This is a genomic window from Haloparvum alkalitolerans (genome assembly GCF_055381565.1).
The window spans coordinates 2,512,266-2,533,544 of the sequence record NZ_AP043938.1 but is presented as its reverse complement, the minus strand read 5'-3'; the positions used below and the strand labels follow the sequence as shown (position 1 = coordinate 2,533,544).

Below are 21,279 nucleotides of genomic sequence, written 5' to 3'. Positions count from 1 at the left end.
GAACGGAACTACTCGGAGAGCCAGTCGAGCGCCTCGCGGAGGTCCGTCCGCGGCGGCGAGCAGGTGAATCCACGACAGACGTACGCGGTCGGGCGCGCGTTGGCCGCGTCGCGGCCGGCCCACACGGGCGGCGCCTCCGGAAGTCCGAGCCGGTCGAGCCACTCCTCAAGCCCGGCCTCGGTGGGCGGACGCCGCGCGATCACCGCTCCGGGGAGGAACCGTCCCGCGAGCACCCGCCGCCAGTCGTCCGGGAGGTCGTCGGCCGCCATCGTCACCTCGATGCCGCCGGTCTCGGCGGCGTCCGCCGCCATCGCCAGCGTGGCGTGCTGGAGCGGGTTCGACCGGATCCGGTCGGCGTGCGTGTCCAGCACCGCCTCCGCGACGCCGCGGTAGTCGCGGTCGACCGTGAACCCGTCCAGATCGAGCAGGAGGCCGACCGCGACCCCGACGCTCGACGGCGTCGGACCGTCCGCGAGCTCCTGCGGCCGCGCGAGCAACTCCTCGCCGTCCGACGGCGTGAAGTAGAGCGCCCCCGCGTCCGCGTCGTAGAAGCGCGCCACGATCTCGTCGGCCAGATCCAGCGCGAACCCGAGCGCGTCCACGTCGCCGGTGGCGCCGTAGTGGTCGAACGCGCCGCGCGCGAGGAACGCGTAGTCCTCGAGGTAGCCCGGACCGGCCACGTCGCCGTCGAGCCACCGGCGGTCGAGCCGCCCCGCGTCGGCGTCCCAGAGGCGGTCGCGAACGAACGCGAGCGCTCCGCCGCCGAGGTCGGCGACCGGACCGTCGAGCACCGTCGCTCCCGCGGCCAGCGCGGAGATCATCCGACCGTTCCAGCCCGCCAGCACCTTCTCGTCGCGGGCCGGTTTCGGACGCTTCTCGCGCGCGTCGAACAGCGCGGCGCGGGCGTCCATCAGCCGCTCCCGAACGGACGCCTCGTCGAGGTCGTACTCGTCCGCGAGAGCGGCGATCGGTGCGGAGACCGTGAGGACGGTCGTCCCGCGCTCGAAGTTGCCGCCCGGCTCGATGCCGTACCTGTCACAGACGAGCGACGCGTCCGGCTCGTCGAGGACCGCGCGCACCTCCTCGGGCGTCCAGACGTAGAAGGCGCCTTCAACCGGGTCGGGCGTCTCCTCGAGGTCGGTCCGGCGCGATTCGGGCGGGAGGCTTCGAGCGTCGAGCGTACTGACGAAGCCCCCCTTGGCGTTGGTCATCTCGCGCTCGACGAACGCGAACGTCTCCTGTGCGACGCGAGCGTAGGACGGGTCGCCGGTGATCCGGTGAGCGTCGAGGGAGATCCGCGCGAGCTCCGCGTTGTCGTAGAGCATCTTCTCGAAGTGGGGGACCGTCCACGCGCGGTCGGTGCAGTAGCGGTGGAAGCCGCCGCCGACGTGGTCGTAGAGCCCCCCGGACGCCATCGCGTCGAGCGTGCCGGTCGCCGCGCCGAGCGCCGCGTCGCCCCCGTCCGCCGCGGTTGCCGACCGCAGCAGCGCCTCGACGCGGCTCGGCTGCGGGAACTTCGGGCCGTCGGCTCCGAAGCCGCCGTACTGCTCGTCGTAGCTGCGGAGCGCGGCTGTCGCAGCCTCCCCCAGCGCGTCCGTCCCGGGCGACTCGCCCGGCTGGTCCGGCACCGACTCCAGTTCGTCCTTCGCGGCCGCCGTCCACTGCTCGGCGCGGTTCTCCATCTCGGCGCGCTGTTCGGGGTCGTTCCACGACGCGGCGACGTCCTCGCACAGCTGTTTGAACCCCGGCTGGTTGCGCCGCGGCTCCGGCGGGAAGTAGGTCCCGACGTAGAAGGGCTTCCCCTCCGGCGTACACCACGCCGAGAGGGGCCACCCCCCGCCGCCGGAGACGAGCTGGCAGACGCTCATGTAGACGCTGTCGACGTCCGGCCGCTCCTCGCGGTCGACCTTTATCGGGACGAACTCCTCGTTGAGGGTCGCCGCGACGTCCTCGTCCTGAAAGCTCTCCTCCTCCATGACGTGACACCAGTGACACGCGGAGTAGCCGATGGAGACGAACACGGGCACGTCGCGCTCGCGGGCGGCCGCGAACGCCGCGTCGTCCCACGGCTGCCAGTGGACCGGGTTGTCGGCGTGCTGTCGGAGGTAGGGGCTGGCCTCCTCGTCGAGCCGGTTGCGGTCCGTGGGGTCGCTCATGGCCGGCGGTTGGCGGGCCACGTACGAAAAGGCGGCCCTCCGCGCCGAGGGCGGCGGCCGTGATGGATCGACCGCCGTGGCGGATTATGAACAAGTATGTGCCCATATTCGTCCGTTTCAAGAGTAACGTTTACACTCTCGTGTGCAAACGTCCCGACCATGACCGAGACCGTCCTGTTGGTCGGCGGCGGCGGCCGCGAGCACGCGATCGCCCGTGCGCTGGCGGACGACTGCGAGCTGTGCGCCTGCGCGAGCAACGTGAACCCGGGCATCGCTGATCTGGCCGCATCGTTCGAGACGATCGAGGAGACGGACGCCGACGGGATCGTCGCGTTCGCGGAGTCGGTGGCGGCGGACCTGGCGGTCGTCGGCCCGGAGTCCGCGCTGGCGGCGGGCGTCGCGGACGCGCTCGACGACGCCGGCGTGTACACCTTCGGCCCGCGCGAGGCCGAGGCCCGCATCGAGACGGACAAGGCCTATCAGCGGCGGTTCATGGCCGAGGAGGGGATCCCCGGCTGCCCGGACTTCGAGACGTTCGACGACATGGCGGCCGCCTGCGACTACATCGACGCCTACGACGGCGACCTCGCGGTCAAACCGGCGGGCCTCACCGGCGGCAAGGGCGTGAAGGTGATCGGCGACCAGGTGACCGCCGCCGAGGCGAAGGCGTACCTCCGCGAGTCCGACTACGACCGTGTCGTGTTGGAGGAGCGGCTGGTCGGCGAGGAGTTCACCGTACAGGCGTTCGTCGCGAACGGCGAGGTGCGGACGACGCCCGCGGTGCAGGACCACAAGCGCGCCTACGAGGGCGACGAGGGGCCGAACACCGGCGGCATGGGGTCGTACTCGGACACGACGATGCACCTACCGTTCATGGACCCGGGCGACTACGAGGACGCCGCCGAGGTGATCGAGGCGGTCGTCGACGCGCTGCCCGACTACAAGGGCGTCCTCTACGGCCAGTTCATGCTGACTGACGAGGGGCCGAAGGTCGTGGAGTTCAACGCGCGCTTCGGCGACCCCGAGGCCATGAACACGCTGCCGGTGCTGGAGACGCCGTTCCTCGACGTGCTCACGGCCGCGCGCTCGGGCGAGTCGCTCCCGGAGCTGACCTTCTCCGGCGAGGCGACCGTCTGCAAGTACGCGGTGCCCGACGGCTACCCGACGGACCCCGACGCCGGCGCGCGCATCGAGGTGGACGAGGAGAGCGTGGGCGACGCGCTGCTGTTCTACGCCAGCGTGGACGCGCGCGAGGACGGCCTCTACACGACGACCTCGCGGGCGTTCGCGGTCGTCGGACTCGGCGACTCCATCGCGGCCGCGGAGGCGGACGCGGAGGCGGCGCTTTCGGTCGCCGGCGACCGGGTCCGGATCCGACACGACATCGGCAAGCCGGACCTGCTCGACCGGCGCGTCGAGCACATGGCGGAGATCCGTGGCGGAGAGTAGCGAGCCTGCGGCTGGGGGAAGGAAATAGGGCGAACAGGCGACGCGTGGGACCGCACGCTCCGGCCCGTCTAGCCGGACGCCCCTCGACCGCGGCGGCGCGTCGCGCACCCGTCTCGACCGCCGCGGACCCGCTTCAGGTCACGGGGCGAGTGGCGCGGCATTCCTTTTGAACCCTCGTGAGCCTTTTAGCGGCGTCCCGCGAACGGGGACGCGTGAGCGACGCGGACAACACGGTCGACGACACCGGGACCACCGACGACGGCCCGGACGCGGCCGACGGCGGGGGGAACAGGGGGCAGCGCCGCGACCGGCTCGACAGACACGGAACGCCCGGGCCGCGGAACTCGCTGTGGTCGTGGCCGAGCGCGAAGTCCCCGCTCGTCGTGATGCGGAACTACGTGATCATCGTCCTCGCCCGGATCTGCCCGAGTCTCCGGCTCAAGAACCGCCTGCTGAGCGCCATCGGCGTGACCGTCGGCGAGGGCGTCGCGTGGGGGTTAGAGTCCACGCCGGACGTGTTCTGGCCCGAGCGGATCACCGTCGGCGACGACGCCATCGTCGGCTACGACGCGACGCTGCTGTGTCACGAGTTCCTGCAGGACGAGTACCGACTCGGCGACGTGGTGCTGGAGGACCGCGCGATGGTCGGTGCCGGCGCGGTGGTGCTTCCGGGCGTGACGGTCGGCGAGGGCGCGCAGGTCGCCGCCAACTCGCTGGTCGCGTCGGACGTGCCGCCGGGCACGACGGTCGCCGGCGTCCCGGCCGAAGTCGTGTCGACCGCGGCGCCCGACGGCGGCGCGGACGCGAGCGACGACTCGCCGGAGGAGTGATCAGTCCCGGATCCGGACGATGCCGTCGCGGAAGACGGTGTGGTTCGGAACGATGTGCTCCTCGCCGTCGGTTTCGATGTGGGTGACGAACAGGTCCACCTCCTGTACGATGCCGCGGCGGCCGCCGACCTTCACCTCGTCGCCGATGCCGTACGGCTGCGTGAGCAGGAGGAAGATGCCGGAGGCCGCCGAGGCGAGAAGGTCCTTCGTCGCGAGCGCGGTGAGGACGACGACCGCGAACGCGTAGGCGGCCAGAAGCACGACGAGCGCGAGCGTCGCGACGCCGATCTGGCTCAACGCGATCAGGGCCGCGACGTAGACGATGCTGTACTTCGCGGCGGTCGGGAGGAAGCCGGTCTCCGGGAGCTTGACGCTCCGAAGCCGCTCGGCGACCCACAGCTCCACTTTGTCCCCGACGACGACGCCAACGATGAGGACGAGTGCCGCCACGAACAGGCGAGGAATGAACGTGGCCACGCCGGACCAGAAGAACTCCACGTAGCGGATCTCCGCGACCGTGAGCGCGACGATCACGGCAATTCCGAGGACGAAGTAGCCGGAGAGTTTGGCGATGATCGTCACCGTCGACGTGCCGAACTCCCGGGCGGTTCGCTCGAAGGCGGTTCCCTCGATCGCGTCCGGGACCCCCGCACGGACGAGCAGTCGGCGGTTGACCACCTGGACGAGGTAGCTCAGAACGAGCCCGACCGCGAAGACGAAAAGCGCCAGCCACACGTGCGGCGGCAGTACGTCGTACACGTCGGTGCCCGATATCTGGGCGAGTCCCGTGGCCGCGACCGGGGCGGACGCCGCGTCGACCATCAGTACTCCTCCGGATCGATCTCCAGAACCAGTCGTCCGCCCTTGAACGCCCGGACCAGCCCGTCGGACTCCGAGAGGACGATGGCGGTCGCGTTCGTGTCGCGGGTGATCGCGCCCGCGGCCATGTGGCGCGCGCCGAGCCCCTTCGGAATGTCGACGCCCTCCGCGGCCGGTTCGAGGTAGCGGTACGCCGAGACGAGCTTCCCGGAGTCGGAGACGACGAACGCCCCGTCGAGCCGCGAGAACTCCTTCAGCATCACGTTCACGATGGGGTCGCCGACGTGGACGTGGGACTTCTCGAACGGGTTGTACGAGAGCGGTCGGGACTTGTTCATCACCTTGCCCGCGTCGCCGACGACGAACAGCGCGCCGACGGGCTTGCCCTTCTGTCCCTTCTTGCCGAGTTCGACCGCGACCTCGAACACGTCCCGGATGACTCCGGGGTCCGCCCGGGAGTTGACGAACAGGTCGTAGATGCCGGACTCGTGGCTGTCGGTCGCGCGGACGCGAATGACCGAATCGGGGTCGCCGTCGAAGACGGAGACGGAGCAGACGACGGCGTCCCCCTCCTCGACGAGGTCCTGTTCGAGCGCTCCCTCGATGGCGAACTCGATCCGGTCGCGGACGTTGTCGAACTCCAGCGGGAGCTCGACGTACGTCTCGGCATCGACCGCGTTCTCGGGGGCGACGACGACCACCTCCTCGTCGAGGTCGGCGAGCCGCTCGTAAAACGAGCCGCTCGGCGAGAAGAGGAAGACTGCGTCGACATCGTCGACGACATCGTCGAGGAGGTCGGTGAGAGACGACATGATGGATAACGGTCACCGGCTGCGCTTAAAGGAGTTGTGTCGGCGTCGTGCGCCCGTCAGACGCTGGACGGAGTCCGGGCCGGTCCCACACCGGACGGATCCGAACCCGGCCGCTCCGTCTCGCGACGTGCCGCGACGGCAACGCCCTTGCCGGTCCCGGCCGAACGGCCGGTATGCACGACGCAGTGGACGCGGACCGGCTCCGCGCCGACATCGAGGCGAACGGCGTGTTCGGCGCCGTCGAGTACGAGGACCCCGAGAAGCGCGGCCGCACCGTCCGGACCGGAACCGAGGCGAACCGGAAGGCCCGCGACCGCCTCGTCGAGCGCATGGAGGACGCCGGCCTCGACGTGCGCGTCGACGCGGTCGGAAACGTCGCGGGCGAGTGGTGTCCTCCCTCCGCGGACCCCGACGCGGCGCCCGTCGCCTCCGGGAGCCACCTCGACTCGGTCCCGGAGGGCGGCATCTTCGACGGCCCGCTCGGGACCTACGCCGCGCTGGAGGCGGTCCGCGCGATGCAGGACGCCGGCGTCGAGCCCGACCGCCCGGTGCTGGTCGTCAACTTCACCGAGGAGGAGGGCCAGACGTTCGCGGACGGGCTCCTCGGTTCCTCGGTGGCGGTCGGCGAGCGCACGCCCGAGGAGGCGCTCGCGCTGGAGAACGACGCGGGCGAGACGCTCGGGGAGGCGCTCGAGCGCATCGGCTACGCCGGGGAGGGGACCCTCGACCCCCGGAGCTGGGAGGCGTTCTACGAGCTTCACATCGAACAGGACACCGCGCTGGAGGAGGCCGGCGCCGCCGCGGGCGTGGTGACGACGATCACCGGAATCACTCACTGCGAGGCGACGGTCGTCGGCGAGGCGAACCACGCGGGCGCGACCGCGATGGGCGACCGGACGGACGCGCTCGCGGCCGCGAGCGAACTGGTGCTGGAGGTGGAGTCCGCGGCCAACGCGGTCGTCGACGCCTCCAGCCCGACCGCGGTGGGGACCGTCGGTTCGCTCGACGTGTCGCCGAACGCCACCAACGTCGTTCCCGGGCGCGTCGACCTCGGGATCGACATCAGGGACGTGGAGTACCGCTCGATGGAGACGGTCGTGACCGCGGTCCGCGACGAACTCGCCCGGCTGGAGGCCGACCGCGGCGTCGAGACCGCCTTCGAGCGTCCGTTCGACCTGCACCCGACGCCGATGAGCGACCGGCTCCGCGAGGCGGCCCATCGGGCGGGGACCGCCGCGGGGCTGGAGACGATGGATATCCACTCGGGCGCGGCCCACGACACGATGCACGTCGCGGGCGTCACGGACGCGTCGCTGCTGTTCGCGCCCTCGCGGGACGGCGTCTCGCACAACCCTCGCGAGTGGACCGACTGGGACGACTGCGCGGACGCGACGCGCGTGCTGGCGGGCGCGATGGCGGAGGTCGCCGGCGCGGAGTGAGCCGAGGACGCGGTCCCGGCCTACGCCGAACCGGACGCCGGGGACCGGCGACGCGCGCGCCGCCGGAGCGCGACCACTGACGCGAGGCCGAGCGGGCCCGCGACCGCGAGCGTCGGCCACGCGAGGACGAAGCCGCCGGCGTCGAGCGCGGCCCCGAAAACGACCGGCGAGGCGACGGAGGGGAGGAACCCGACGAACGACTGCAACGACAGCGCCGCGCCCACCTGCTCGTCGTCGACGGCCTCGGTGACGAGCGTCGAGGCGGGCGCGCTGTCGACGCTGAGGAGCGTCCCGTGGACCAGGAGCACCGCCGCGAGCGCCCACAGGGGGAGCCAGTCGAGCCACCCGAGCGCGACGAGGATCGCGGTGCTTCCGAGCAGGCCGATCCCCACCGTGGTCGGGCGACCGATCCGGTCCGAGAGCGCGCCGCCGACGACGTTCCCGACCGCGCTCATCGCCGTGACGACGCCGACGAGCAGGCCGGCCAGCGACGCGGAGGCCCCGCCCGAGGCGAACGCGGGCGCCGCGAGCAGGAACGCCAAAAGCCAGTTCCGGACGCCGAACAGCTCCCAGGTGTGCCACGCGTAGGCGTTGACCGCGTGGAGGTACTCCCGGTTCCGGAGCAGCGAGAGGTCGATCCCCCGGCTCGTCGCCGAGCGTCCGGGCGCGTCGTCGAGGAGCCAGACGACGAGCGGCGCCACGAGGAGCCCGCCGAGGCTGGTGGCGACGACCGCGCTCTCCCATCCGGTCGCGGCGGCGATCCGCGAGGTGAGCACGAAGGAGACGCCGCTCGACAGCGAGAAGGTCCCGACGTAGATGCCGATGGCGCGGCCGCGCTCCGCGGCGGGGAACCAGTCGCTGAGCAGGCGCATCCCCGGCACGTAGACGGCGGACATGCAGACCCCGGCCAGGAACCGGAGCGCTGTGCCGGCGAGGAACCCCTCCGCGAGCAGGCCGAACGCGACGCCGAAGACGGCGGTCCCGGCCGCGCCGCCCGCGAGGACGTACCGCGGCGAGGAGGCGTCGGCCAGGCGGCCGAACGGGAGGATGCCGACGAGGTAGCCTGCCTGAAACGCGCCGAAGACGATCCCCGCCTGCGCGCCCGTGAGCCCCCAGTCCGCGGAGACCGTCGGGAGCACCGCCGAGTAGTTGTACCACACCAGTACCGGCAGGAACACGGCGATACAGGCGACGACCAGCGCGCGTGTCCGGTCGTTCACGGCGGGGCGTTGGCCGCCCCCCGTCGAAAGTCTCCCGGTGGCGGCACGGTGTGCGCCATCACCGGCCGCCCGGGAACGGCGGGACGGGCCACCGGCGACGCAACGGTTTTGTCGCTGCCCCGGAACGACCGAACCGTGAACCGCCTCGTTCCCGTCGGGTCCGTGGCCGCCGGCGCGCTGTGTGCGCTCGCGGCCGGCGTCGTCACCACGGCCGCGCCCGCGGCGACCCTGCCCGCGCTCGGCGGGTACGACATCGACGTCGCGGCCGCCAAGGTCCTGCTCGCCTCGGCGGTCGTGCTGGTCTGCTACGGCGCCTACCGACTCGCGCTCGGGCTGGCGCGGTCCTCGGGGAACAAGCGTCGCGCGCACAACGCGCGGAACGTGCTCCGCCTCCTCTTCGGCGCCGTCGGGGGCGTCGGCGTGCTCGCGGTCGCGACCCAGCAGTGGCTCGGCCTCCTCTTCTCGCTGGGGGTCGTCGGGTTCGCGATCACGTTCGCGCTCCAGCAACCCCTCCTGTCGCTGATTGCGTGGGTGTACATCACCGTCAAACAGCCCTACGGCGTCGGCGACCGCGTCCGGATCGGCGAGGCGAAGGGCGACGTGATCGAGGTGGATTTCCTCGTCACCACGCTGTGGGAGATAAACGGCGAACTCGTCTCCTCGAACCAGCCCTCCGGCCGCGTGGTGACGGTCCCCAACAGCGTCGTGCTCTCCTCGGAGGTGGTCAACTTCGGCGGGGGCGGCTCCCCGTACGTCTGGAACGAGATCGCGGTGCAGGTGGCCTACGAGACGGACCTGGACTTCGCGCGCGAGGTCATGCGCGAGGAGGCGACGGACCTGCTCGGCGAGGAGATGGCCCGCGGCATCGCCGCCTACCGTGAGGCGCTCGCCGACACCCCGGTGGAGTTGGAGGTCCACGACGGCCCCTCGGTGAACGTCACGCAGGGGGAGTCGTGGGTCGAACTCCGGCTGCGGTACCTCACCCACCCGCGACGCGGCCAGCGAGCCAAGAACCGGCTTTACGAGCGCGTGCTCGACCGGTTCAACGACCATCCCGACCGCGTGGCGTTCCCGGTGAGCCGGAACCGGTGACCGTCGCGGGGTCCCCCTCGGTCCGCCGCGCCCGTCGATGGAGTTAGGTGACGGCGGGCCGTCGACCGTGACGATGGAGGGGGTTCTCTGGTACGTGTTGACGGGTACGCGCGGCGGGCCGAACCGCGTGCGCCTGCTGCGGGCGCTCGAGGAGCGTCCCCGGAACGCGAACCAGTTGGCCGAGGACCTCGACCTGGACTACAAGACCGTCAGACACCACCTCGACGTGCTGATGGACAACGGGGTGGTCGAGACGAGCGGCGACGACTACGGCGCCGTCTACCTCCCGACGGGCCGCGCGCGAAACAACTGGGAGACCATCGAGGAGATCATGGAACAGGTGGACACGGATGGCTGACGACTGTACGGACCGCCGGGCGTGGACGACACCGCTCGCCGACGGAGCCGCTTCAGCGACCGTTTCGGGCGGTACTCGGAACGAATTTGGGAAAGTCGTTTTAAGCGGGGTCGCGCTAGGGAGGGTACGATGAGTCTCTGGTTCGACGTCGCCCGGGTCGCGGCCGGCGTCAACGTCCTCCTGCTCCTCGCGCTGATCGCGGTGTGGGGACGCAACTACCTCGAGTTCCGCACGAAGCACACGCTGGGACTCGCCGTGTTCGCCCTCCTGCTGCTGGCGGAGAACGCCCTCTCGCTGTACATCTACCTGGTCGACCCGATGCTCTCCGGCTGGTTCGCGACCGACGTGCCCGCCATCGCGTGGCGCGCGATGATGGCGCTCCACGTGCTGGAGACGGCCGCGCTCGCGTTCCTCGTCTGGATCACCTGGGACTGAGAACGGGTTTTCGAGAACCCGGCGAGGACGAGGCTTTTCTGTGGATCGCCTTCGGACGGCGTCAGGCCCATCGATAACGTCAGCCGACGCCCGCGATATCGACCCCGACGACCGGCGGGGCGATGCGCCGCACCCGGCGCGGTCGCGCTGCACTCACGGCGGGAGTCCTGCCCGATCCGCGAAAAACGTTCGTCCGCCGCGAGGCGGTGCTGATGCGGTCGGCGTGCGCCGCGGCGACCCTGTGTCGCCGCGACCGCGCGAGGTCGCCAGCGCGCTACTGCACGCTGGCTGCTCGAAAATCTCCGATTTTCGGTGGAGGGCGCGGGCCGGCCGCCTGCGGTGTCTCCGGCGCGCCACTGCACGCCGGAGGCCAGCGGGACGCGGTTTGTCCCGCGCTGCGGTTTCGCGGCCGGCCCGCGGCCGAGGTTGGGGAGGTGTGAGGCTGCGGTGCGGTCGCGGTGCGGTGCTGTGCGGGGTGGGACTGAAAGGGGCAGTCGGCTCGATCCCGCCCGGACGACGTAAGCACTCGCGCCGGGTGTTGCGGAGAGGCGCGAGCGCGCAGCGAGGGTCCCGCGAGGAACGAGCGGGACGACGGCAGTCGCAGCCCGGCAGCCCGCCACTGCAGGCAGCCCGGACCGTCTGCCGGAACCCGGCGGGTCGAGCCGGCTGGGGCTTTCTGGATGTTGCTGTCTAGAGCAGCATTTGTAGCAGATCCAGATCAGTCGTAGGGAGAGCCGGCTGGGGCTTTCTGGATGTTGCTGTCTAGAGCAGCATTTGTAGCAGATCCAGATCAGTCGTAGGGAGAGCCGGCTGGGGCTTTCTGGATGTTGCTGTCTAGAGCAGCAGGATCTGCGACAGAACCAGAAAACCCTCGCACGTCGTAGAGAGAGACGGCTGGGGCTTTCTGGGCGTTGCTGTCCGGAGCAGCAGGGGTTTCGACGGAAACGTCCCGTCCGACACCATGGTCACTACGCCCCGATCCACCTTATTCGTCCTCTTCGAACCGATCGAGAGCGAACGAGAGCATGTCCGGGCTCACCGGCTGGAACTCCTCGCGCTCGTGGGGCGGGAGGTACTCGCGGACCGCGTTCCACGAGTTCCGCGCGTAGCGGGCGTCCAGCAGGACGCGGACGCCGCGCTCCTCCGGCCCCCGGATCACTCGCCCCACGGCCTGCCGCGCCTTTCTGACCGCCGGCACCGTGAGCGCGGTCTCGAAGCCGTCGCCGAACCGGCGGTCGTAGGCAGCGACCACGGCACGCGTCCGCGGTCGGGCGGTGTTGATGATGGGGACGCCGCAGACCACGGCCGCCTCGAGGCGGTCGCCGCGGTAGTCGACGCCCTCGGTGAGCGTGCCCCGGAGGCTCGTCACCAGCACCTTCTCGCCGCCGGCGAAGAAGTCGTCCTTCAGCGACTCCGTGGCGCGGTCGCCGGAGGACTCGTCGAACAGCACCGGCTTGTCGAGGCGCTCGTCCAGCTCGCCGGCCATCCACTTCGCCTCGCGGTAGTTGGGCATCCCGACGAGGACGTTCCCCTCCCGTCCCGCGACCTCGGCGGTCGAGTCCACGTAGGCGGTCCGCGTCGGGTTCGCCTCGCCCGGCGCGCCGCGGTTGTCGTGGGTGAACTTCGGCGCGTCGACCGCGAAGCTCGCGCGGTTCTCCTCGGGGAACGTCAGCCCGTAGGTACGCTCGACGATGGGGCGGCCCGCCTCCGCGAGGTGGTCGAGCCCGGAGACCTCGCGGAACACGTCGAGCGGCTCCAGCGTCGCGCTCATCAGGACGCCGCCGCCGAACTCCCCGAGGCGCTCGCCGATGGCGCGGCTCGGCAGGCAGTTGTACAGCGCGAGCCGGGCGTTGAACGCCCGCCGCCAGCTCTCGGGCGGCTCGGTCTCGTCCCACGTGCGCTCCAGCTCGACGGCGCGGAAGAACGTCTCGTGGTCCTCGCGGTACCACGCGTTCAGCGTCCGGCCGACCCCCGGCGCGGCGCGCTGTTTGTCCTCGCCCTCCAGCTCGTCGAGCACGCGGGAGACGACCGCGCCGACCGCGCCGCACCTGGCCCAGACGCGGTCCTCGTACCCCTCGCGGTTCGCCCACGCCGTTATCTCGTCCTGCCCGGGCGTCTCGGGGTCCCGGAGGGGGAGCTCCGCGTCCTCGAGGTCCGCGAGGTGCGCGCGCCAACTGGGCGACTCGCGGTCGAGGTGCTCGACCACGCGCCGGTCCAGCTCCTCGCGGAGGTCGCGGTAGAACTCGCGGACGCGCTCGATCTCCGAGACCGTCACGTCGCTGTCGGCCAGCTCGCCGCGGACGAGGTCCGCGTCGTCGGTGTAGCTCCCCTCGTCGTCGAACTTCACGGGCTGGATGACGCGCGTGAGCTCGTTCTCCGCGTCGCGCAGGCTCGCGTCCGCGACGCGGTCGCTCACGAGGTCGCGGACGCGCGGTTCGAGCATGTGCGCCTCGTCGCAGACGACGAACGTCGAGTCGTCCAGCAGCGCGCCCGTGAACGTCTCCGTCGTCGTCGGGTCGAACGCGTGGTAGTAGTTGCCGATGACGACCTCCACCTCCGGCACGAGCGCGCCCATCACGGAGTGGGGACAGGAGCCGTGGCCGGCGGCGAGCTTCACGAGTTCGTCGGCGTCGATGTGGCCCTTCTCCGTCGGGTCGAACGGCACGGCCTCGGCCTGCTCGCCGTCCTCCGGCAGGTCGTCCAGGAAGCCGGCGTAGAAGGGACAGAACTCGGTGTCGCCGTACTCCTCGGTGTCGGGGCGGTAGGGGGTGGGCTCGCCGTCGACCGAGAGGTACTCCGCACCGCCGCCTGCGCTCCCGGAGTCCGCGAGTCCGACCTGTTGCGCGGTCGCCTCCGAGACGAGGTTCCCCGTGGTCGTCGGTCCGCCGTCGCCCACGAGGTTCCTGGTGCGCTCGCGGAGCCCCTCGCAGCGCTCGTAGACGTTCTCGCGGTCGACGCCGCCGCGGTTCTCGCGGGCGTACGGGCAGACGTCCGCCTTCCCGACGAGCGTCAGTCCCGAGACGGGCCGGTAGTCGTCGGGGAGGTTCGCGTTGATCGTCTCCAGGTCCGTCTCGAACTGGCGGAGCTGCTGTTTGACGCTCGTGAGGACGAACACGCGCTCGAAGGGCGAGTCGGGGTCGCGGACGCGGTCGATGCCAGCGGTGAGCGCGAGCATCGTCTTGCCGGTGCCGCAGGCGCCCTCCAGCGCCAGGAAGCCGCCCTCGTCGGCGGCGTCGATGGCGGCGTCGATGCCGTCGGCCTGCTCGGCGTACGGTTCGGGGTGGCCGAACACGTCGGTCCACGGCGGGGCGTCAGTCACTGCCCCGGGGTTGCGCCCCATCGGGTTTAAACTCTTCAGACCGGGCCGGTCGCGGCCGCCCGGGACCGCGACCCCTCACAGCAGGCTCTCGCCGAGCACGATGACCGAGAGGTTGTTCGCGAGCAGGAACAGGCCCGCGGCGACGAGGAGCCCCAGAAACGCCTCCGCGGCGACCATCAGGAAGCGCTGTTGGGGGCTGGGCGCCTCCTTGACGAGTTCCTGCAATCCGTAGAGCAAGAGGATGATGAGTCCCGCTGCCACGAGGTGGACCCCGGCCAGCACCGCGACCGGTTGGACCAGAAGCCACGCCATCAGGGGGTTCGACTCGTGTTCGACCCCGACGACCGCGACCGCGCCGAGCGACGTGAGCAGGTCGACCGATAGCAGCAGGAACGCCGCGACCCCGGCCCACCCCCAGTAGGCCTCGATCCAGGCGTCCAGGTCGCGGTCGTCGCGGCTCATGCCCGACCAACGTGTCCCTCCCCCGAAGGCGTTGCGCCGACCGCGCACGCGCGTCGAACCCTTATGTTCCCGAGGCGCGTATCCCGGTCCATGAGCGAACGGAGCGACGCGGGCGTCGGCGACGCGACCGCCGGCGACGCGAGCGACGACATCGAGGCGATCCGCGAGCGGAAGCTGCAGGAACTCCGCGAGAAGGCGGAGAAGGGCGAACTCGGCGAAGAGGCCGGAGAGGGCGGTCAGGACGCCGACGACCGAGCCGGCACGCCCGCGGAGCCGGTCGCGTTCACCGGCGGCTCGCTCGCGGAGGTCGCGGGCCGGTACGAGGTCGCCTTGGTCGACTTCTACGCCGACTGGTGCGGTCCCTGTCGGATGATGGAGGAGCCGCTGGAGCGGCTCGCCGCGAACACCGACGCCGCGGTGATAAAGGTCGACGCGGACCGGTATCAGGGGGTCTGTCGGCAGTACGGCGTGCAGGGACTGCCGACGATGCTGGTGTTCAAAAACGGCGAGCCCGCCGAGCGCCTCACGGGGGCACAGACCGAGGGCGCGCTCCGGAAGGCGGTCCACGGCGCGTAGCGGACGGCGGCCGACGACGCGCAGGACGACCGGGCCGCGAAAGCGGTGAGGAGTCCGCCGCCCCCACGCTTAATCCCGATGCCGGCGAAGCGTTCTCCATGATCACCGCAGACCGGATGGCCGCGGTCGACGCCAACGCGGCCGCGCTCGGGGTGCCGCGCAAGCAGTTGATGGAGTCGTCCGGCAACGCCGTCGCGCGCGAGGTGCGCGCACACGCCGAGCCGGGCGCGTCCGTGGCCCTCGTCTGCGGCCGCGGCAACAACGGCGGCGACGCCTTCGCCGCGGCCCGGTTTCTGTCCGACTTCGACGTGACCGTCCACCTGCTCGGCCGCCCGGAGTCGATCACGACCGACATCGCCCGCGAGAACTGGGACGCGCTTCTGGAGGCCGAGGTCGACGCGCGGACCGTCATGGACACGGCGGAGTTGGACCTCGGCGACCCGGACGTGGTCGTCGACGCGATGCTCGGCACCGGCGTGACCGGCGCGCTCCGCGAGCCGGAGCGCACCGCCGCGCGGCGGATCACCGACCTCGGCGACGCGGGCGCGACGGTCGTCGCGGTCGACGTGCCCTCGGGCGTCGACGCGGACACCGGGGACGTCGCCGCGAACGAGGCGGGCGAGCGCGTCGCCGTCCGCGCCGACCGCGTGGTGACGTTCCACGACGCGAAGCCGGGACTCCCGGAACTCGGCGTGCCCGTGACGGTCGCGGACATCGGCATCCCAGAGGCCGCGGAACTGTTCACCGGCCCGGGGGACCTGCTCGGCCTCGACCGCGATCCGCAGAGTCACAAGGGGGACCACGGCGAGGTCCTGGTGGTCGGCGGCGGTCCCTACACCGGCGCGCCGACGCTCGCGGCGCGGGCGGCGCTGCGCGCGGGGGCGGACCTCGTCCGCGTCGCCTGTCCCGAGTCCGTCGCCCGGGAGGTGCAGGGGTTCTCCGAGAACCTGATCGTGCACGGCTTCCCGGGCGAGACGCTCGCGCCGCCGCACCTCGACCGGATCGCGGACCTCGCGGCCGGACAGGACGCGGTCGTCTTCGGCCCCGGACTCGGCGACGCGGACGCCACCCTCTCGTTCGTCGAGCGCTTCCTCGGCGCCTACGAGGGCCGGGCGGTCGTCGACGCCGACGCGCTGCAGGTGGTCCCCGATGTCGACACCGACGCGACGCTCGTCTGTACCCCGCATCAGGGCGAACTCCGGCGGATGGGCGGTCCGAGTGCGGAGGACTGGCGCGAGCGCGCGGACCTGGTCCGGGAGTTCGCCGCGGAGCTCGGCCACACGCTCCTCGTGAAGGGCACCTACGACGTGATAACGGACGGCGAGGACCTGCGCGTCAACCGGACCGGGAACCCCGGCATGACCGTCGGCGGGACCGGCGACGTGCTCGCGGGCGCCGTGGGCGCGCTGGCGGCGACGCAGGGCCCGCTCGACGCGGCCGCGGTCGGCGCGTACGCCAACGGGCGCGCGGGCGACGCCGCGGTCGAGGAACGGGGGTACGGGCTCGTGGCGACGGACTTAATCGACCGGCTCCCGCAGGCACTCCGTAATGAGTGACGAGCGCGCGAGCGACGCCGGGACCGACGACGGGCACGCTGCCGATGCCGGCGACGACGCCGCCGACGACCTGACCCACACGACCGCCGAGGGCGACGTACAGATGGTCGACGTGGGCGAGAAGCCCGACACCGCGCGCCGGGCGGTCGCGCGCGGCGAGATCCGACTGACGGCGTCGACGGTCGAGGCCATCCGGGCCGACGCGGTGGAGAAAGGCGACGTGCTGGCGACCGCCCGCGTGGGCGCCGTGCAGGCGGTCAAACACACCTGGGAGACGATCCCGATGTGCCACCAGATCCCGATCACGAACGCCGACACCGACTTCGACGTGCGCGACGACCGCGTCGTCCTGGAGGTCGCGGTCGAGACGACCGGCAAGACCGGCTGCGAGATGGAGGCGCTGGAGGGCGTTTCCACGGGGCTCAACGTCGTCTGGGACATGGTGAAGGCGGCCGAGAAGGACGCGAGCGGGAACTACCCGGACACCCGGATCGCGGACGTGGAAGTGGTCGCGAAAGAGAAGCGCGAGTTGGAGTAGGCGGGTCGCGGGCGGACCCGCGGTCGGGGACGACCGACGACCTCAGGCGGACTCGGCCGGTTCGGCGGCGTCCAACTCCGCCGCCTTCGAGCGCGCCCGGGAGACGACCGTCGGCCGCGCGTCGAAGGTGACCGTCACCTGGTCGCCGGCGTACGCCTCCTCCTCGACGTGGCCGTGGTCGTGGATCCACGACACGACGCTCATCGCGTCGTCGGAGAGCGGGAGGACGAGCCGCTCGGTCCGCCACTCCGGCAGCTCGGCCTCGACGCGGTCGCGGAGGGCGGCGACGCCCTCGCCGGTCTTGGCGGAGACCGCTTCCGGGTTCGGTGCCAGCGCCGAGAGGGCGGCACGCTTCTCGTCGAGTTCCTCCTCCGTCAGGCGGTCGACCTTGTTGAACACCGTGACGACGGGCGCCTCGTTGCGCTCGTAGAGCGTGTCGTGACACGTCACGAGCTTCTCGCGCATCTCCTCGACCGGCTCGCTGGCGTCGACCACCAGCAGGACGAGGTCGGCGCGGTACACCGAGTCGAGCGTCGACTCGAACGACTCCACCAGCCAGTGGGGGAGGTCCGAGATGAACCCGACCGTGTCCGTCAGGAGCACGTCGCGGCGGTCCATCTCCGCGCGGCGCGTGGTCGTGCCGAGGGTGGTGAACAGATCGTCTTCGGACTCCGCGGTCGTCTCCAGGTCCGGGTGGCGGTCGACGTTCTCGTCCACGTCGAGTTCGGCCGCGAGCTGGCGCATCAGCGTCGACTTGCCGGCGTTCGTGTAGCCGGCGAGCGCGACGAGGTCGAAGCCGGACGCGCGGCGCTGCTCGCGGCGCTGCTGTTCCTTCTCCGCGATGGAGGCGAGTTCGTCGCGGATCTCCGAGATCTGTCGCTTGATGTCGCGCTCGACGCTCTCGTCGTACTCGCCGAGGCCCATGAATCCGGGGCGCTCGTCCCGCTTCGCGAGGGAGGCCTTCGCCTCGGCGCGCGGGAGTTCGTAGCGGAGCTCCGCGAGTTCGACCTGCAGTTGCGCCTTCCGGGTCTGTGCGCGCTGGCCGAAGATCTCGAGGATGAGGGTGAACCGGTCGACGACTTCCACGTCCTCGGGGAGTTCGCCGCCGATGTTGAACGTCTGGTAGGGGCCGACGTCGTTGTCGACGATGACGACCGAGGCCTCCGTCTCCTCGACGAGGGCGGCGAGTTCCGCGACCTTCCCCTCGCCGAACATATAGGCGGCGTCCTCCTCGCGGGTCTGGGAGAGGCGGCCGACGACCTCGTAGCCGGCGGCGCCGGCGAGCTGTTCGATCTCCGAGAGGTCCGCGGTCCCCGCGTCGACGCGCTTGGCGACGACTGCACGCTCCCCCGTCATAACAGGAGGTCGCGGGCGGCGTACGCGGCGTGGTGGGCTGCCTGCACTGTTTCACGCTCACCTATGCTCTCGACGTATTTAAACTCGGGCTGGAAGCTCAACCCGACCACGTCCGCCGGTTCCTCGTAGAACTCGCCGCGCTCGGAGACGATGGGGCCCTCGGGCGGTTCGGGGAGGTCGCCGACCGCCTCGGCGACGAGCGCGAGCGTCGCCTCCAGCGTCGGCCCCTCGCGGACGGTGGCGAAGCCCATCCCCTCGACGGAGCGGATCCGCGTGCTGTCGATCCGCGCGTGGACCGCGGCCGCGACCATCAGGTACTCGCCGTCCTCCTCGTGGCGGCCGCTGATGTCCACGCCGACGACTTCAGGAATGGGTCCGGGTCACCCCGTTGGCGCGTGCGGTTTCCGCGGACTCCCCGTCGGACGTGCGGTCGTCGCCGAGCACGGGATCACCGAGTGCTGAGTTCGTCCTTGTCCTTGATGACGCGCGCGTCGCCCTCGCCGGAAGTGAGCTCGTTGACCTTGTCGTAGAGCTCGTTCTGGAGCCCGGCGGGGAACGTGAGAACGCCCACCCACGAGCCGTCGTTCTGCCACTCCTCGCGCTCCAGATCGCCGAACTCGCGGATCTGCGCCTGGCCGGAACCGGCGTACTCCGGCGGGAGTCGCACCGCCATCGTCACCTCCTCGAAGCGGATGGGGATGACCGGCCGCAGGGCGTCGAGCGCGTCGTCGATCTGGTTTTCGACGGGCTCCATCGGGTCGACGGTGAAGCCGGCCTCCTCCAGCGCGCGCTCGATCCGCTCGGGCGGGTGCGGCGAGTTGTCCATCTGGGGGTTCACCGCGTTGCGCGTGATGGTGTTGATGAGCTGTTTCCGCTTCTGCTCCTGCATCTCCTCGCGCTGTTCGGCGGTGATCTGGATCTCCCCCTTGCGGATCACCTCGGGGATGATCGCCATCGGGTCGGTCGTGCCGAACACCTCTTCCAGGTCCTCCTCGGCGGGGCGGTCGCCGCGCGAGGCGTTCTCGAAGACGTCCTCGGCCGCGATCACGTCCTCCAGGTCGCCCTCGAACTCGTCGCGTTTGATCGCCAGCGCCGCGTCCGGGTCCACCAGCACCTCGAACCGCTCGCCGTGCGACTCGAGGCGCGCCGTCACCGCCTCGTCGAGTGAGATCATGTCTCCTGCTACCGCCCGCGGCCTTAAAAAGTCCACCGCGAGCGCGCGGCGACGGACGCCCGGTTCCGGCCGCGGGCGCACTCCGGCGGTCAGTTTTAACAGCACCGGCGCCGGAGCGCGACCCATGGACGTGCTCCCCGACCACACCGAACGCTTTCTCGCGGCGACCGCGCAGTCCCACACCGACGTGCAGGCGGAGATGGCCGACCTCGCGGCCGAGCAGGGGTTCCCGATCATCGGGCCGGCCGCGGGCGGGGTCCTCCGCACGCTCGCGCGACTGACCGACGCGGCGACCGTCTTCGAGTTCGGCTCCGGCTTCGGCTACTCCGCCTCCTGGTTCGTCCGCGGCGGCGCCGACCGCGTCGTCTGCACCGAGTTCGACGCCGACGAGGCCGAGGCGGGGGTAGACTTCATGGCCGCGGCGGGCTGGGACGACCGCGTGACGTTCGCGGTCGGCGACGCGCTGGAGACCGTCGCGGACTACGACGGCCCCTTCGACGCCGTCCTGATCGACAACGAGAAACACCGCTACGTCGAGGCGTTCGAGGCGACGAAACCCCGGCTCGCGGACGGCGGCGTCGTCGTCGCGGACAACATGCTGGAAGGGCCCATCGACCTGGGCGACCTGCTGGCGTACGTCGAAGAGGGCGTGTCGCTCCCGCCGGGAGACAAGGAGACGCGGGGGATCGCCGAGTATATCGACACCGTCCGCGCGGACGACGCCTTCGAGACCGTGCTGTTGCCGGTGGGCTCGGGCATCGCCGTCTCCACGCACGTCGGCTGAGGCGGTCCTTTTCGATCCGTGAGCTGCGGAGCCGACCTACCGCTCCCGGCGGCTCCCCGGTTGTGGGTCGACGTGCGGTTCCGGGAGCAGGTCCTCGATCCGCTGCGCGTCGAGCCACTCCAACAGCTGCACCAGCTGGTCCGCCGCGGCCTCGAACAGCTCCGCGGCCTTCTCGGGCGTCACGTCGGTCGGGTCGCCGAACGCGCCGTTCGGCGAGTTGTCGGCCGCGTCGTAGAACGTCCGCGCGCCGTGGACGACCGTCTCGGCGTCCCGCAGGTCGACGAGCCCCTCGTCGCGGGCCGCCTCGAGTTTCTCCTCCCGGACGAGGTCCGGCGCGATGTGGGTGATCATCGCGGTCTCCTTCGGGCCGGCGTGGGGCCCGTTGCGCTCGAAGAGGTCGTTCACGAGGCCCGGGATCGACTCGTCCCACATCCACTCGACCGCGTACACCTCGCCGTCCTCGTGGAGCCGGCGGCCGACCTCGCGGAGGTGCTCGACGTTGCCGCCGTGGGCGTTGACGTAGACGACGCGGTCGATCCCGTGGTACGCGAGGTTGCGCGTGAAGCTCTCGACGTAGTCGCGGAACTCTGGCGGGTCGACCCACATCGTCCCGTGGAACTGTCGGTGGTGCGGGCTGACGCCGATATTTATCGTCGGCGTCCGGAGGAAGCCCGTCCGGTCGGCCGCGGCCGCCGCGAGCGCCTCCGCGATCAGATGGTCGGTGGCCAGCGGCAGGTGCGGACCGTGCTGTTCGGTCGAGCCGAGCGGAACGACCGCGACCGACTCCTCGGCGACGTACGAGCCGAGTTCGGGCCACGTCCGATCTGCGAGGTACATATCGCCACCTCGACGCGCCGGGTGTTGAAACCGCGGGGTCCCGCCCCCGGTTCAGAAATGGCGCCGG

The 21,279-nt window shown here is 71.2% G+C and carries 20 protein-coding genes; 10 read left to right on the top strand and 10 right to left on the bottom strand.

The features are described 5' to 3' along the window. Window positions 1-8 precede the first annotated feature (8 nt). Window positions 9-2,156 carry a thioredoxin domain-containing protein gene (locus tag ACZ432_RS14860; protein ID WP_426964181.1) on the bottom strand — a complete coding sequence of 716 codons (2,148 nt, stop codon included), beginning with the start codon at window positions 2,154-2,156 and terminating at the stop codon, window positions 9-11. Between the two features lie 159 nt (window positions 2,157-2,315). Between ACZ432_RS14860 and purD the strand changes: the two genes are divergently transcribed. Together purD and ACZ432_RS14850 are read left to right on the top strand one after the other, a co-directional pair. Continuing rightward, window positions 2,316-3,605 (top strand): phosphoribosylamine--glycine ligase, encoded by a 1,290-nt coding sequence (gene purD / locus ACZ432_RS14855; protein WP_426964179.1) that lies wholly within the window; start codon window positions 2,316-2,318, stop codon window positions 3,603-3,605. A gap of 212 nt (window positions 3,606-3,817) precedes the next feature. Beyond that, window positions 3,818-4,435 (top strand): acyltransferase, encoded by a 618-nt coding sequence (locus ACZ432_RS14850; RefSeq protein ID WP_426964178.1) that lies wholly within the window; start codon window positions 3,818-3,820, stop codon window positions 4,433-4,435. Here ACZ432_RS14850 and ACZ432_RS14845 read toward each other — a convergent pair whose 3' ends face one another. Together ACZ432_RS14845 and dacZ are read right to left on the bottom strand one after the other, a co-directional pair. Next, entirely contained in the window at window positions 4,436-5,257 is an 822-nt protein-coding gene (locus ACZ432_RS14845; protein ID WP_426964177.1) for a mechanosensitive ion channel family protein, read from the bottom strand. Beyond that, on the bottom strand, window positions 5,257-6,066 hold the full coding sequence (gene dacZ, locus ACZ432_RS14840) for a diadenylate cyclase DacZ (RefSeq protein ID WP_426964175.1): 810 nt from the start codon (window positions 6,064-6,066) through the stop codon (window positions 5,257-5,259). The genes ACZ432_RS14845 and dacZ overlap by 1 nt, the downstream gene beginning before the upstream one ends. A gap of 173 nt (window positions 6,067-6,239) precedes the next feature. On the opposite strand from dacZ, the gene ACZ432_RS14835 reads away from it, so the two are divergent. Continuing rightward, complete coding sequence (locus ACZ432_RS14835; RefSeq protein WP_426964174.1) at window positions 6,240-7,505, top strand: M20 family metallo-hydrolase; 1,266 nt, start codon at window positions 6,240-6,242, stop codon at window positions 7,503-7,505. 20 nt (window positions 7,506-7,525) lie between these two features. Here ACZ432_RS14835 and ACZ432_RS14830 read toward each other — a convergent pair whose 3' ends face one another. Then, window positions 7,526-8,725: an MFS transporter gene (locus tag ACZ432_RS14830; RefSeq protein WP_426964173.1), complete on the bottom strand. Its 1,200-nt coding sequence runs from the start codon at window positions 8,723-8,725 to the stop codon at window positions 7,526-7,528. Between the two features lie 177 nt (window positions 8,726-8,902). Here ACZ432_RS14830 and ACZ432_RS14825 point away from each other — a divergent pair, with 177 nt between their 5' ends. The 3 genes from ACZ432_RS14825 (at window position 8,903) to ACZ432_RS14815 (ending at window position 10,610) form a co-directional block, all read left to right on the top strand. Next, on the top strand, window positions 8,903-9,817 hold the full coding sequence (locus tag ACZ432_RS14825) for a mechanosensitive ion channel family protein (protein ID WP_426964277.1): 915 nt from the start codon (window positions 8,903-8,905) through the stop codon (window positions 9,815-9,817). A 73-nt stretch (window positions 9,818-9,890) separates the two neighbouring features. Continuing rightward, the gene (locus ACZ432_RS14820) at window positions 9,891-10,175 is read left to right on the top strand and encodes a winged helix-turn-helix domain-containing protein (RefSeq protein ID WP_426964276.1); all 285 of its coding nucleotides are present in this window, start codon (window positions 9,891-9,893) and stop codon (window positions 10,173-10,175) included. Window positions 10,176-10,304: 129 nt separating this feature from the next. Continuing rightward, complete coding sequence (locus ACZ432_RS14815; RefSeq protein ID WP_426964172.1) at window positions 10,305-10,610, top strand: hypothetical protein; 306 nt, start codon at window positions 10,305-10,307, stop codon at window positions 10,608-10,610. Window positions 10,611-11,595: 985 nt separating this feature from the next. Here ACZ432_RS14815 and ACZ432_RS14810 read toward each other — a convergent pair. Then, the gene (locus ACZ432_RS14810) at window positions 11,596-13,929 is read right to left on the bottom strand and encodes an ATP-dependent DNA helicase (protein ID WP_426964171.1); all 2,334 of its coding nucleotides are present in this window, start codon (window positions 13,927-13,929) and stop codon (window positions 11,596-11,598) included. 75 nt (window positions 13,930-14,004) lie between these two features. Continuing rightward, entirely contained in the window at window positions 14,005-14,391 is a 387-nt protein-coding gene (locus ACZ432_RS14805) for a hypothetical protein (RefSeq protein ID WP_426964169.1), read from the bottom strand. Window positions 14,392-14,481: 90 nt separating this feature from the next. Between ACZ432_RS14805 and ACZ432_RS14800 the strand changes: the two genes are divergently transcribed. The 3 genes from ACZ432_RS14800 (at window position 14,482) to moaC (ending at window position 17,061) form a co-directional block, all read left to right on the top strand. Next, window positions 14,482-14,967, top strand: coding sequence for a thioredoxin family protein (locus ACZ432_RS14800; protein WP_426964168.1), 486 nt, complete (start codon window positions 14,482-14,484; stop codon window positions 14,965-14,967). Between the two features lie 98 nt (window positions 14,968-15,065). Continuing rightward, window positions 15,066-16,523: an NAD(P)H-hydrate dehydratase gene (locus tag ACZ432_RS14795; protein WP_426964167.1), complete on the top strand. Its 1,458-nt coding sequence runs from the start codon at window positions 15,066-15,068 to the stop codon at window positions 16,521-16,523. Continuing rightward, complete coding sequence (gene moaC, locus ACZ432_RS14790) at window positions 16,516-17,061, top strand: cyclic pyranopterin monophosphate synthase MoaC (protein WP_426964166.1); 546 nt, start codon at window positions 16,516-16,518, stop codon at window positions 17,059-17,061. The genes ACZ432_RS14795 and moaC overlap by 8 nt, the downstream gene beginning before the upstream one ends. Window positions 17,062-17,103: 42 nt before the next feature. Here the strand turns inward: moaC and hflX are convergent, their stop codons facing one another. The 3 genes from hflX to ACZ432_RS14775 all read right to left on the bottom strand — a co-directional run bounded on the left by hflX (window position 17,104) and on the right by ACZ432_RS14775 (window position 19,591). Further along, a complete protein-coding gene (hflX, locus tag ACZ432_RS14785) occupies window positions 17,104-18,417 on the bottom strand; it encodes a GTPase HflX (RefSeq protein ID WP_426964164.1) in 1,314 nt (437 codons plus the stop codon). Next, complete coding sequence (locus ACZ432_RS14780; RefSeq protein WP_426964163.1) at window positions 18,414-18,770, bottom strand: DUF2209 family protein; 357 nt, start codon at window positions 18,768-18,770, stop codon at window positions 18,414-18,416. Before ACZ432_RS14780 ends, hflX begins: the two co-directional genes overlap by 4 nt. A 95-nt stretch (window positions 18,771-18,865) precedes the next feature. Next, a complete protein-coding gene (locus ACZ432_RS14775; RefSeq protein ID WP_426964161.1) occupies window positions 18,866-19,591 on the bottom strand; it encodes a ribosome assembly factor SBDS in 726 nt (241 codons plus the stop codon). A 124-nt stretch (window positions 19,592-19,715) separates the two neighbouring features. On the opposite strand from ACZ432_RS14775, the gene ACZ432_RS14770 reads away from it, so the two are divergent. Next, the gene (locus ACZ432_RS14770) at window positions 19,716-20,375 is read left to right on the top strand and encodes an O-methyltransferase (RefSeq protein WP_426964159.1); all 660 of its coding nucleotides are present in this window, start codon (window positions 19,716-19,718) and stop codon (window positions 20,373-20,375) included. A gap of 36 nt (window positions 20,376-20,411) precedes the next feature. On the opposite strand, the gene ACZ432_RS14765 is transcribed toward ACZ432_RS14770, so the two are convergent. Further along, window positions 20,412-21,212, bottom strand: coding sequence for a creatininase family protein (locus ACZ432_RS14765; protein WP_426964158.1), 801 nt, complete (start codon window positions 21,210-21,212; stop codon window positions 20,412-20,414). Window positions 21,213-21,279: the final 67 nt, after the last annotated feature.